Below are 12,464 nucleotides of genomic sequence, written 5' to 3'. Positions count from 1 at the left end.
GCGCGACCACGACTTGGCCGCCGATGCGGCACAGGAATGCTTCTCCAGGGCTGTCGCCATGCAACGCGAAGGTGCAGCGGTGCTTGACCCGCGGGCTCTGTTGTTCAAAATCGCCAACAACTGGCTAATCGATGAGCACCGCAAGCACAGTAACCGACCAGAACTTTTATCACTTGAAGAGGAGCAAGAAAACGGTTATCTCTCGACTGCGGCGCAACCTATCCATCCAGAGCAGATTGCCAGTGCGAACCAGCAACTAGACAAGCTACTCGCCATCATCAATGATTTGCCGCCCCGCTGTCGCGAGGCCTTCATCCTGTTCAAGTTTGATGGGCTTAGCTACCAGGAAATTGCCCAACGCATGGAAATCTCGCCTCGTACTGTTGAAATGCAACTGAGAATTGCGATGGCTGCGTGCATCAAGGGGCTTGAGTACGGTAATTTGCCCGATTAGTTCGTCAACATTTATAGCCCCACTTTAAATTGGTTTCAATGCGCCCTTACTCTTCCGAGCCACACCGCGATGTCTTAACTGCTAGCCAGGCAGACGCAGTGGATTGGGCCCTGAAGCGGCAACAAGGCCCATGGTCCGAGACAGAGGAGAAAGCCTTTCAAGCCTGGCTTGCTGACAACCCTGCCAATCGGAGTGCCATGGCCCAGTGTGAGGCGGTGAATGCCACCTTGCGAAACATTCAAGCTGAGCAATTGGCAGGTCTGCGTGCACAGCTTTTGATAGACAAATCTCAACTTGATCCCAGTCCACCCCCCAAAACCAAGCACAAACCATTGCAAATTGCCGCAATTGCATGCCTGCCGATGCTGCTGACTGCCGCACTATCTGCGGCCTGGTATCAGTTCTGGCCAGTGGAGCAAACCCAGCTCCAAACTTCTGTAGGCGAAATAAAGCAAGTCAAACTCGGAGACGGCACTCAACTAACTCTGGATACCAATACACAACTTGACGTGCAATACACCCGTGCGCGCCGCACGGTGGAAATCAGCCGGGGGCAGGTTCGTTTCGATGTGCAACGTGATCCCAGTCGCCCCTTCACGGTGACTGTGCCGCAAGCACAGGTACAAGTGCTTGGTACCGTATTCGATGTTCGATGGACCCCGGATCACTCGGGTACCGAAGGACCAGTTATCACCGTAAAACAGGGACACGTGGCTGTGGAGCACCATATTAATGACCACTGGGCGCCCTTCATTAACTATGCACACCGAACGGAGCTTATCCCGGTTCAACAACTCGCGTTAGATACAAAGGGCAAAACCATTGAATTGCGAAATCTTCAAGCCAGCGCTTTGCCTGAATGGACTTCGCACCGGATCACCGTGGTGAACGCGCGACTGGATGAATTGCTAGCTGAGCTGAATCGCTACAGCACCATCCCCTGGCGACTGGGCGATCAAGAACTAGCAAGTCTGAAGGTATCGGCCTCTTTTGATGTTCGCAACAAGCGAGCGATCGCAGAGATACTCAACCAAGCACTTCCCCTTAAAGTTGTTCAACAGAATCAACAGCAACTGCTGATGCATAAATAAAGCTCGCGAGGTATTCTGAAAAAAATCTTCATTGGCCTACAGTAATTTGGTTTTCTCTCACGTCTTCTTAAATGAGAATCATTTCTTATTTTTAAGAGGACAGCATGAAATCCCATCAACTCCGCATGAGCGCGCTCGCAGTGGCCATCAGCATGGCTCTGACTAGCAGCCCGGCACTGGCACAGCAAACTCAAAACAGCTCCATGCAACAAGTCAGTTTGTCCAGCCAGAACTTAGACCAAGCGCTTATTCAATGGGCCAACACTTACAACACGCAACTGGTAGTAGATCAATCAATTGTGAAGGGCTTGCAAGCTCCAACAGTGAGCGGCAAGTACACTGCGCGGCAGGCCCTGAATCTGTTGTTGGCTGGTAGTGGTCTTCAGGTTCTGGAAAGCAATGGCAACTATGTGGTCACCAAGCCTGCCCTTTCAAGCAATCCAAACAACGCTCCGAAATTGTCCAGCGTGGTGGTTAGTGCATCTGGATTTGAACAAGACCTGGCTCAGGCACCTGCGTCGATTTCTGTCATCAGTCGCGAAGAACTGCAAACAAAACAGTTTCGCGACGTGGCTGAAGCATTGAAAGATGTCGAGGGTATCGATGTGCGCGGCAGCACTGGAAAAACAGGTGGCCTGAACATCAGCATTCGGGGACTGCCGAGCGACTATACATTGGTGCTGATTGATGGACGCCGTCAAAACACAGCGGGCGATGTTACACCCAACGGTTTTGGCGATGCACTGACCAGCTTGATTCCACCGCTGTCTGCGATTGAGCGGATTGAAGTGATCCGCGGCCCCATGTCAACCTTGTATGGTTCAGATGCTTTGGGCGGTGTCATCAACATCATCACCCGCAAGGTTGGAAAAACCTGGGGAGGCTCGGTCCAACTGGAAACTGGAATCCCGGAAAACAGCGACGAAGGGGGTACCCAAAAACAGAGTTTCTATGTCAGCGGTCCCTTGGTGGAAAACACCTTGGGCTTAGCCATTCGTGGCAACCTGTTTCGCCGGGATGAATCCACACTGGAACCCAGTACCCCTGGTGGCACAATCAGCCGCCGCGGTCCCTCCCCGGTAGAAACTCGTCAGCACAACCTTGGCTTTCGCCTGACTGCAACGCCCAATACCCGCAACGACCTTTGGCTTGATTTTGAATCGTATCGCACCACCTACGACAATGATGAATGTCAGCTTGGGACACGCGACTTTCTCAACTGCAACACGGGTGCTCCAAGCAATACAGCAAGCGGCTACGCAGATTCGCTTAGCTTTAACCGACAGCAATTTGTGTTGGGGCACACCACCCGCATGCAATTCGGCACCCTGGAAAGCAGCCTGACTCGAAGTATCACCGAAACAGAGGGCCGCACCATTCCGTCCTCTGCCCGCCCGGCAGGTGATGCATCAATCGGCACAGCCAGACGACTAGAGACCACCAATACTATTCTGGACACCAAACTGGTAACCCCGATTGGCGATCAACATGTAGTGACCGCTGGAGCGCAGTACTGGGATGCCGAGCTTGAAGACGGTTTGGTGCCAAACCCCTACACTCAAACCACCTGGGCACTCTTCGCAGAAGATGAATGGCGCCTGCGTGACGACTTGGCCTTGACACTGGGCCTTCGTCAAGACCAACACGATGCATTTGGTGGAAACCTCAGCCCTCGCGCTTATTTGGTGTGGAACACAAGCGACGCATGGACTCTGAAAGGTGGGATCAGCCGCGGATTCCGTGCCCCTCGACTAAACCAACTTGCCGATGGCATCAGCGGTATTAGCGGCCAAGGCACGGTGATCAGCATCGGCAACCCAGCCTTACAACCTGAAATCAGTACAAACACGGAATTCGGCGCACTCTACGACAATCAGGCTGGCTTCACGGTATCTAGCACGCTGTTCTACAACCGCATCAAAGACATCATCAGCGGCGATGGTGGCGATTGCACATCCACTGCGATCCCCACTTGCAGCTTCAATCCCACCGCCACCTACCCCGTAAACAGAGACCGTGCAGACACTTACGGACTTGAACTGGCCACCCGCATTCCAATCGCTAAGCAATGGTCAGCCAACTTGAATTACACCTTCACCGAAACCGAATTGGTGGAAGATGGACAGAACGTTGGCGAACTCAGCGATACGGCCAAACACATCGCGAATGCGGCCTTGCGTTGGGACGCAAGTGACAAATGGAATTGGTCATTGCGTGGAGAATACCGCGGCAACAGTCGCCGCTTTGATGGTGACCCAGCAGCACTCACTGGCAATAGTCTGAATGAGTTCCGCGCATTGGGTGACTTGAAGGGTTACACCATCTTTTCACTGACCGGGCAATACAAGGTCTCGAACAACGTGACATTGAACGGCACCCTCTTCAATCTGCTGGACAAAGACTTCCGGGAATTCACACCGTACTCCGACATCAACGGAAACACGGTATTCGGCAGCCCCTATTTCCGCTCAGCACAGTCTACCAAGGGCACCTTGCCAGGTGGTCGAACCCTTTGGCTTTCTGCCAATGTCACATTCTGAACAAAGGACAAAAATCATGAAACTTGCAATCACTGCCACACTCTGCGCAGTCCTTTTACCCGGGCTTGCACAGGCTCAAAAAAAGCCAGAGGAAGTCACTGTCTATTCCTCCCGGATCGAGCAACTTCTCAAGCCAACACTTGATCAATACACACAAGAAACCGGTGTCAAAATCAATCTGCTCACAGATCGAGGTGGTTCACTCACCGAGCGATTGAGTGCTGAGGGCAGGAGCTCACCTGCTGACGTATTGATTACGGTGGACATGGGTAACCTGTGGAATGCAGCCGAGAAAGGTTTGCTTCGCAAAGTGGACTCACCCGTGCTAACCGCCAACGTGCCCGACTACCTGCGCGACCCAGGCCAGCGCTGGTATGGATTATCAAAACGCGAACGCACCATTTTTTATGCAGCAGGCCGAGTCGACCCCAAAAATCTATCCACTTATGAAGACCTGGCTCAACCCAAATGGAAGGGTAAGCTTTGCCTGCGCACCAGCAAACAAACCTACACCCAATCGCTGGTGGCCATGCTGATTGCCAAACATGGTGAGGCAAAAGCCGAGCAAATCGCACGGGGCTGGGTGAACAATCTCGCCACAGACGTATTCACTAACGATGCAAGCCTGTTAAAAGCAATTGCCGCCGGGCAGTGTGAGGTCGGTATTTCCAACACCTATTACTACGGTCGAATCCTGTCTCGCGAGCCAGAATTCGGACAACAGGTCAAACTGTTTTGGGCCAATCAAGGAGAAGGCGAAGGTGGTGCGCATGTCAATTTGTCGGGAGGCGGAGTAACCACGCATGCACGTAACCCGGAAGGTGCGCGTAAATTGCTGGAATGGCTTTCGTCCCAAACTATTCAAACAGCGTACACCCATGGCACCTATGAAAGCCCTGTCAATGTGAAAGCAGATGCCGACCCCATCGTGAAAGCGTGGGGCCAGTTCAAGGCAAGTCCGCTTAACGCTGCAGACATTGGTTCCAAACAGGCCCAAGCCATTCGATTGCTCGATCGCGTTGGCTACCGTTAAAACTGGCGCGCTCAAGGCCTTGCCAATTGCGCTGTTGACCCTCATTCCCCTGGGGGTCATTTTCTATTTGGCTTTGACCTCGGAAACAAGCCTGTGGGCCCACTTTGCACAGTATGTGCTTCCGCCTGTGGTGGGCAACACCCTGCTTTTGATGGTGTGTGTTGCTGCGGGTGTGATTGTAATCGGTGTGCCCCTGGCTTGGATAACCGCAGTGTGCGAATTTCCGGGGCGACGTTTTTTTCAGTGGGCGTTGGTTCTGCCTTTGGCCATGCCCGCCTACGTGCTGGCTTTTGTGCAAATGGGCATTTTTGAGTTCACTGGCCCTGTTCAAAGTACCCTTCGACTTTGGTTTGGCCCCGAGTTATGGCTGCCTGATATTCGCGGTAGCCTTTGGGGGCTGGTCATGGTTCTCGTCAGCGCCTTTTACCCTTATGTATATTTGTTAAGCCGCAGTGCATTCATTACCCAAGGTCCGCGCGCCATGGAAGCAGCACGATGCCTGGGAATGGGACCATATTGGTCGTTCTTTAAGGCAGCCCTACCCATGGCTAAACCTTGGATACTGGGTGGATTGGCATTGGTCCTTATGGAAACAATGGCCGACTTCGGAGCAGTGGCTGTATTCAATTACGACACCTTCACCACAGCAATTTACAAAGCTTGGTTTGACATGCACAACTTGGGAGCTGCAACGCAGTTAGCAAGTATCCTGATTCTTTGTGTATTGACCTTGTTTGCCTTCGAACAAAAAGCAACCAAACAGCAACGCTTTCATGTCAACAACCCCATCACTGCCCGTTCACAGCTTCGAGGCAAGCAAGCACTTCTGTGCACAGTCTTATGTGCTGCAACTTTTATGTTTACTTTCCTGGTCCCAATGCTGCAGTTGATCGCATGGGCATGGCAATCCTGGAAAGAACAAATTGATATGCGGTATTTTGAGTTTGCAGCCAACAGCTTGATTTTGGCCATACTCGCGGCATCGTTGGCTACAATGCTCGCATTGAGCCTTTCGTGGATAAAAAGAAGAAATCCTGACCCCACCACAATATGGATAAGCAAGCTGGGAACACTAGGCTATGCCTTACCGGGTGTGGTGCTTGCAGTAGGAATCTACATACCGATTGCCTGGCTGGACAATGCGCTAGGAGCGCTGCTAGAAAATTTCAAGATCACCGAGTTGCAACTGCTGAAAGGCACATTGATTACCATGTTATTGGCCCTGGCTGCTAGATTCATGGCTGTCGCGTTTCAGTCCACCGACAGCAGCATGCAACGCATCACGAAAAATCAAGAAGATGTGTGTTCGTCCCTGGGCCTGAACACCCTACAAATACTGGTGAAGCTGCATTTACCCTTGCTCAAACCAGGATTACTTGCAGCATTTTTAATGGTGATGATTGATGTCATGAAGGAGATGCCAATCACCCTGATGACGCGTCAATATGGCTGGGACACTCTTGCAGTGCGTGTGTATCAACTGACGTCTGAATCACTTTGGGTGGAGGCTGCATCACCTGCGCTCATCATCGCTTTGCTTGGATTGATACCTGTAATTTACTTGATTGGCAAAACGAATCAAACCGGTCATTCAGCATGACATCAGGCGTGAATATACAAAGTAGCCCATCCGATTTCTAATTGGTCCCCAGGTTCCAAATATTAGCCGGGAGTTCTCCACGATAGGCGGGGTAGTCCAGCCGCTTGAGCAAGGCTGAAGATCCCAGAGCAAATTTCTAAATTAACAGCCTTGGCAAATTACTCTCAAGAGAAAATCAATTAGCACAAAAACAAAAAGGACCTAGCACCTCACAGCGCTAAGTCCTTGATATTCTTGGGGCGATGTATGGGGCTCGAACCCACGACCCATGGAATCACAATCCATTGCTCTACCAACTGAGCTAACACCGCCACCGTTAACCGGTACTAAATTCTTGGCCTGCCCGGAGGGTTCGAACCCCCGACCCCTTAGAAGTTTGGTACACGTAACTGTGTAGAAAACTACACAGTTAGTTTTCAAATGGCGTCAATTCGTGCTCTCAGCGAGGTTGTAACTCTTGTGATCCATGCCAATAATGTCGCTTAACATCAACATAGCACTAGTAATTCAAATCGGATGAACGCCAAAAAACGGCATAATCTGAGCATCGGTTCAACTAGAACTGCGGCTAAACGATGACTTGGTATCAGCCTATTAGACTAAGTTTGCTGATTTTATAACCGGTCTAGTCTATTTGCTTCGCGTCTAAGCATACCCCAAAAAAGGTTAACCAATTTAGACAAACCTCGATCCTCAAAAAGACTCGGCATAAAACGGTCCGGTCGTAAATATTTGCAAATCCAACTTCATCATTTGATCAACTTGCACCGCAGCAATTGATCTTTTCAATACCCGTAAATTTCTTAGAATTCCCCCTCTATTTTTTTACTACCTAATAATTTCAATCACTTAGAGCACCTGGCACACCCCTTGCCCCCTCTACTAGGGAAATCAAGCAAGAGGGTTCCAAATGATCAAAGAAGTCAAAACATCAAAAAGCGACACCCCGCCACCGGAGATGAACGGAATTCTGGAGGCATCAATTCCACGCTATGTGCGTGTGACCGGCACCTTGAACAATCGCTTTGTCGAGTTCGAGTTTTCGATTGGCGATCCAGAGCTGTGCGTGGAACTGGTCATGCAGTTTGAGCAGTTCCGAGAGTTCTGCAAACAGCACAAGGCCGTTGAGCTAACCGCCGAACAATGCGCCTGGCTGGATTACGAAAGACTGAAATGGCAGTTTGGCCAGGCTGGCGTCAGCGAATAAAAAACCAAATAAATAGAGGAAAGGAGAAGACATCATGCAAGTCGACATCAAAACGTCGAACATCAAACAACTGCGCAACACGTTCTCACATGTGGCCCGTAGGCTGGGCGCAGACAAACCTGCATCACGGTATCAGGAAGCCACATTCGACATGCAGTCGGACACCAACTTCCACTACCGCCCTATCTGGGACCCACAGTACGAACTGTACGACACTGCCCGCACAGCCATCAAAATGGCCGATTGGTACAGCTTCAAAGATCCACGCCAGTATTACTACGGCGTGTACACCATGAACCGTGCCAAGCAACAAGATGCAGCCGAAAAGCAGTTTGAGTTTGCAGAAAAGCGTGGTGTGTTTTTCAACCTCTCGGAAAAAGACAAAGAACATCTGATCTTCGCCGTGCTGCCGCTTCGCCACTACGAGTGGGGCGCAAACATGAACAACTGCTTCTGCACCAGCTTCGGTTACGGCGCTGCAATTACACAAGCCACCATGTACAACACCATGGACCGCTTGGGCCTGGCGCAATACGTCAGCCGCCTCGGTTTGCTACTCGATGGCAACACTGGCGACTCGCTGGAAGTGGGTAAACAACACTGGCTGCACACCCCCGAATGGCAAGAATTGCGCCGAAGCATGGAAAACCTGTTTGTCACCAAAGACTGGTTTGAAGTCTTTCTGGCCCAGAATTTTGTGATGGACGGCTTGGTCTATCCCATGTTTTACAAGCATCTTGAGACCCGCCTGAACCCAATGGCCGGCCAAACCTTCTCTATGTGTACCAATTTCATGCAGGAATGGTTTGTCGAAACCCAGCGTTGGGTGGACTCCACCATTAAAACCGCAGTGGATGAATCACCAGAGAACAAGGAAATACTGAGCCGCTGGTTCGACATCTGGATGACTGAAACCACACGCGCCTTGCAGCCTTTGATGACCGCATTGTTTGCAGAAGAAGCCTCCAGCATTTTCATGCAGATCAAGGAAGAGCTGCTGGTGCGCGCCAAGAAAATCGGTTTGAAAACCCCTGGAGCCCCAGCATGAACACGCCTACCCCCGAACGCACAAAAACGCCGGTGTTCATCGCATTTGTAACCAACGACGACACGCGCAATATCGTAGCCGCCATTCGAGAAGACAACCCGCAAGCCACGGTCGAGGAGTTCCCGGCGATGGTCAAGATCGAGTCGCCCGGCCGTTTGGTGGTCAAGCGCCAAAGCGTATCCGACCTGATGGGGCGCGACTGGGATCTTCAGGAAATTCACCTGAACCTGATTTCCCTGTCCGGCAGCATCAATGAAACAGAGGATGAATTTGAACTGTACTGGGGCCAGGCCGCTTAAACGCGACTTAGCCACAGTGAACTTTCAACTTGAAGGAGTAGAGACATGAGCGCAGTACCCAAGAACACAGGCAACAAAAAACTGGGCCTGAAAGAGAAATACGGCATGATGACCCGCGGACTTGGCTGGGACACCACCTACCAGGCCATGGACGATGTATTCCCTTACGACCAGTTCGAAGGCATCAAAATCCATGACTGGGACAAGTGGGAAGACCCCTTCCGCCTGACCATGGACGCGTACTGGAAATTCCAGGGCGAGAAAGAGAAGAAACTCTACGCCATCATTGACGCTTTTGCACAGAACAACGGCCAGTTCAATGTAACGGATGCTCGCTACATCAACACATTGAAGTTATTCCTCACAGGTGTATCACCACTGGAATATGCAGCGCACCGTGGCTATGCCCACGTGGGTCGTTCTTTCCGTGGAGTTAGTGCACGAATCGCATCGCAAATGCAGGCCATTGATGAATTGCGCCATGCACAAACGCAGGTACACACCATCAGCCACTACAACAAATTTTTCAATGGCTTGCACGACTTCCGCCACATGCACGACCGGGTCTGGTACCTCAGCGTGCCCAAAAGCTATTTTGAAGATGCGCAATCAGCAGGGCCATTCGAGTTCATTACAGCCATCTCGTTTTCCTTTGAGTATGTGTTGACCAACCTGTTGTTTATGCCATTCATGAGCGGTGCTGCCTACAACGGCGACATGGCCACGGTTACTTTCGGCTTTTCAGCACAATCGGATGAATCCCGCCACATGACTCTTGGTCTTGAAGTGGTCAAGTTCATGCTGGAACAAGACCCAGGCAACAAAGATATCGTTCAAAAATGGATCGACAAATGGTTCTGGCGCGGTTATCGCCTGCTGGCCTTGGTGTCGATGATGATGGACTACATGCTGCCCAAGCGCGTGATGAGCTGGCAGGAAGCCTGGGAAACCTATTTCGAGAAAAACGGTGGCGCCCTGTTCGAAGACTTGAGCCGCTACGGCATCCGCATGCCCAAATATCACGAAGTGGCCACAGCGGAAAAAAGCCGCTTGAGCCATGAAGTGTGGGCCACCTTCTACAACTACAGCCATGCTGCAGCTTTCCACACCTGGGTTCCTGAAGAAAGCGAACTGAAGTGGTTGAGCGAGAAGTACCCAGAGACTTTCGACAAGCACTATCGCCCACGTTTTGAGCACTGGGATGCCCTGCAGAAAGAAGGCAAACGCTGGAGCAACCCTGGCCTGCCGATGCTGTGCCAGTTGTGCCAGGTGCCTACAATTTTCACTGAACCCGATGACCCCACAACCACCTGCCTGCGGGAAACAACCTACCACGGCATGAAGTACCACTTCTGCTCAGATGGCTGTAAAGACATTTTCGAAAACGAGCCCGAGAAGTACGTTCAAAGCTGGCTGCCGGTGCACCAGATTTTCCAGGGTAACTGCGGTGGCGAAGGCCTTGAAAACGTCATGAAGTACTACAACATCGTGCCCGGCCAGGACAACGGCGAGTACATGGGTAGTCAGGACCAGACGAACTGGGAGCAATGGACAGGGCGCGACCACAAAGACGCACCGGCGGCCTGAGAACAACTAGGAGGAGAACAACATGGCACTCGTTTCATTACAGCCGGGCTACACCGGCGTGGTACGCGATCTTGAAGAGAACTTTCACGGCAACCGCTTGTTGTTCGTGAACTGGGAACACCACCTGATGTTTTGCGCACCCATGGCCTTGCCACTACCACCCGCCATGCCCTTCGGGGCATTGGTGAATGAGGTACTGCCTTCGCTGTATGGAAGTCACCCCGACTTTTCAAAGATTGACTGGAGCACCGTTCAGTGGAAACACGGGCGTGAAAACCTCGTCCCCGACTTGGGCAAATCGCTGGATGAAAACGGCCTGACCCACAAGTCAGTGCTGCGCTTCACCACGCCAGGGCTGACCGGCATTGCCGGTTCCAGCGCCTGAACCAACGGAGCCTGCCATGAGCTATCAACTCACCATCGAACCGATTGGTCAAACAATCGATATCGAGGAAGGGCAAACCGTGCTGGACGCCTGCCTTCGTGCAGGTGTGTGGCTACCCCACGCCTGTGGTCATGGCCTGTGCGCCACTTGCAAGGTACAAGTGGTGGAAGGTGAATTCGAACATGGTGAAGCCTCACCGTTTGCGCTGATGGACTTTGAACGCGATGAACGAAAAATTCTGGCGTGCTGCGCAACCGTTGAATGCGACACCGTGATTGAAGCTGAGGTGGATGAAGACCCAGATGCGCAATTCATCGGACTTCAGGATTTCTCCGGGCGTGTGGTCAAAGCTGACATGCTCACCCCCACCATTCGCGGCATCTGGCTTGAAGTCGATGAGCCAGTTCACTTTCAAGCTGGGCAGTACGTCATGCTGAAAGTACCGGGCGTGCAGGGCGAACGTGCGTTTTCTATCGGCAATGCCCCTGGCACAAACCTGGTTGAATTGCACATTCGAAAAGTACCAGGTGGCGCAGCAACTACCTGGCTGCACGATGTGCTGAACCTGGGCGACACGCTTGAGTTCACAGCCCCGCTGGGGCGTTTTTTCACACGCAAATCGGCCAATCTACCCATGATTTTTCTGGCAGGTGGTTCTGGCCTTTCCAGCCCGAAAGCCATGATTGAAGAATTGTTTAATGAGGGTTGCACATTGCCCATGACCTTGGTGCAAGGGGCACGCAATGAAGCCGAGTTGTACTACCACAACTACTTCACGGAGCTTGCAGCCAAACACGCCAACTTCACCTACATTCCTGCCCTCTCGGATGCAGATGTGAGCGCGAGTTGGACCGGTGCAAAAGGTTTTGTGCACGAGGCATTGAAGGCGCACTTCAACAATGATTTTCGGGGCCACAAGGCTTACATGTGCGGACCACCGCCCATGATTGAAGCGTGTATTTCAACCCTGATGCAAGGCCAGTTGTTTGAACGGGATATTTACACCGAGCGGTTCCTGACCTCGGCCGATGCAGAAGGACTGGCCAAGAAAAGTCCGCTGTTCAAACACGTGTAACGGAGGGCTGCACACATGCACCGCGTGGCCATTCAAAACACAAAGGAAGAGTACACCTGCAGCTCAGAAGACAACCTGCTGAAAGGCATGGAGCAACTGAACCGCAAAGGCATCCCGGTGGGATGCCGTGGTGGTGGATGCGGCA

12 protein-coding genes and 1 tRNA gene are annotated in these 12,464 nt (G+C 51.9%); 12 read left to right on the top strand and 1 reads right to left on the bottom strand.

The genetic code is table 11. The features are described 5' to 3' along the window. From BSZ31_RS08665 to BSZ31_RS08645, 5 genes are all read left to right on the top strand, one after another. A partial coding sequence (locus BSZ31_RS08665; protein ID WP_105028408.1) for an RNA polymerase sigma factor occupies positions 1–454 on the top strand: 454 nt, incomplete at its 5' end. A 38-nt stretch (positions 455–492) separates the two neighbouring features. Next, positions 493–1,545 (top strand): FecR domain-containing protein, encoded by a 1,053-nt coding sequence (locus tag BSZ31_RS08660; protein ID WP_105028407.1) that lies wholly within the window; start codon positions 493–495, stop codon positions 1,543–1,545. Positions 1,546–1,649: 104 nt separating this feature from the next. Beyond that, entirely contained in the window at positions 1,650–4,085 is a 2,436-nt protein-coding gene (locus BSZ31_RS08655; protein ID WP_240605675.1) for a TonB-dependent receptor, read from the top strand. A gap of 16 nt (positions 4,086–4,101) precedes the next feature. Continuing rightward, positions 4,102–5,118: an extracellular solute-binding protein gene (locus BSZ31_RS08650; RefSeq protein WP_206018575.1), complete on the top strand. Its 1,017-nt coding sequence runs from the start codon at positions 4,102–4,104 to the stop codon at positions 5,116–5,118. Next, positions 5,063–6,718 (top strand): iron ABC transporter permease, encoded by a 1,656-nt coding sequence (locus BSZ31_RS08645; RefSeq protein ID WP_335618477.1) that lies wholly within the window; start codon positions 5,063–5,065, stop codon positions 6,716–6,718. The genes BSZ31_RS08650 and BSZ31_RS08645 overlap by 56 nt, the downstream gene beginning before the upstream one ends. A 235-nt stretch (positions 6,719–6,953) precedes the next feature. Here the strand turns inward: BSZ31_RS08645 and BSZ31_RS08640 are convergent. Beyond that, a tRNA-His gene (locus BSZ31_RS08640) sits at positions 6,954–7,029 on the bottom strand. A gap of 599 nt (positions 7,030–7,628) precedes the next feature. On the opposite strand from BSZ31_RS08640, the gene BSZ31_RS08635 reads away from it, so the two are divergent. The 7 genes from BSZ31_RS08635 to BSZ31_RS17805 all read left to right on the top strand — a co-directional run. After that, the gene (locus tag BSZ31_RS08635) at positions 7,629–7,925 is read left to right on the top strand and encodes a phenol hydroxylase subunit (RefSeq protein ID WP_008250741.1); all 297 of its coding nucleotides are present in this window, start codon (positions 7,629–7,631) and stop codon (positions 7,923–7,925) included. A 34-nt stretch (positions 7,926–7,959) separates the two neighbouring features. Beyond that, positions 7,960–8,973 carry an aromatic/alkene monooxygenase hydroxylase subunit beta gene (locus BSZ31_RS08630; protein ID WP_105028404.1) on the top strand — a complete coding sequence of 338 codons (1,014 nt, stop codon included), beginning with the start codon at positions 7,960–7,962 and terminating at the stop codon, positions 8,971–8,973. After that, a complete protein-coding gene (locus BSZ31_RS08625; RefSeq protein WP_008250736.1) occupies positions 8,970–9,272 on the top strand; it encodes an MmoB/DmpM family protein in 303 nt (100 codons plus the stop codon). Before BSZ31_RS08630 ends, BSZ31_RS08625 begins: the two co-directional genes overlap by 4 nt. 45 nt (positions 9,273–9,317) lie before the next feature. Continuing rightward, entirely contained in the window at positions 9,318–10,859 is a 1,542-nt protein-coding gene (locus tag BSZ31_RS08620; protein ID WP_105028403.1) for an aromatic/alkene/methane monooxygenase hydroxylase/oxygenase subunit alpha, read from the top strand. A 22-nt stretch (positions 10,860–10,881) separates the two neighbouring features. Further along, complete coding sequence (locus BSZ31_RS08615; RefSeq protein WP_105028402.1) at positions 10,882–11,244, top strand: phenol hydroxylase subunit P4; 363 nt, start codon at positions 10,882–10,884, stop codon at positions 11,242–11,244. 16 nt (positions 11,245–11,260) lie between these two features. Then, complete coding sequence (locus tag BSZ31_RS08610; protein ID WP_105028401.1) at positions 11,261–12,319, top strand: NADH:ubiquinone reductase (Na(+)-transporting) subunit F; 1,059 nt, start codon at positions 11,261–11,263, stop codon at positions 12,317–12,319. Between the two features lie 15 nt (positions 12,320–12,334). Further along, the coding region (locus BSZ31_RS17805) for a 2Fe-2S iron-sulfur cluster-binding protein (protein ID WP_146106744.1) at positions 12,335–12,464 on the top strand (130 nt) is incomplete at its 3' end.

It is taken from the genome of Limnobacter sp. SAORIC-690 (assembly GCF_002954425.1).
GTDB classification, from domain to species: Bacteria; Pseudomonadota; Gammaproteobacteria; order Burkholderiales; family Burkholderiaceae_B; genus Limnobacter; species Limnobacter profundi.
This window is presented reverse-complemented; position numbering and strand designations above follow the sequence as displayed.

Excerpts from the sequence above, each read along its gene's own strand:
- BSZ31_RS08660 (WP_105028407.1), top strand. The coding sequence starts at position 493 with ATGCGCCCTTACTCTTCCGAGCCACACCGCGATGTCTTAACTGCTAGC.
- BSZ31_RS08655 (WP_240605675.1), top strand. The coding sequence starts at position 1,650 with ATGAAATCCCATCAACTCCGCATGAGCGCGCTCGCAGTGGCCATCAGC.
- BSZ31_RS08650 (WP_206018575.1), top strand. The coding sequence starts at position 4,102 with ATGAAACTTGCAATCACTGCCACACTCTGCGCAGTCCTTTTACCCGGG.
- BSZ31_RS08635 (WP_008250741.1), top strand. The coding sequence starts at position 7,629 with ATGATCAAAGAAGTCAAAACATCAAAAAGCGACACCCCGCCACCGGAG.
- BSZ31_RS08630 (WP_105028404.1), top strand. The coding sequence starts at position 7,960 with ATGCAAGTCGACATCAAAACGTCGAACATCAAACAACTGCGCAACACG.
- BSZ31_RS08625 (WP_008250736.1), top strand. The coding sequence starts at position 8,970 with ATGAACACGCCTACCCCCGAACGCACAAAAACGCCGGTGTTCATCGCA.
- BSZ31_RS08620 (WP_105028403.1), top strand. The coding sequence starts at position 9,318 with ATGAGCGCAGTACCCAAGAACACAGGCAACAAAAAACTGGGCCTGAAA.
- BSZ31_RS08615 (WP_105028402.1), top strand. The coding sequence starts at position 10,882 with ATGGCACTCGTTTCATTACAGCCGGGCTACACCGGCGTGGTACGCGAT.
- BSZ31_RS08610 (WP_105028401.1), top strand. The coding sequence starts at position 11,261 with ATGAGCTATCAACTCACCATCGAACCGATTGGTCAAACAATCGATATC.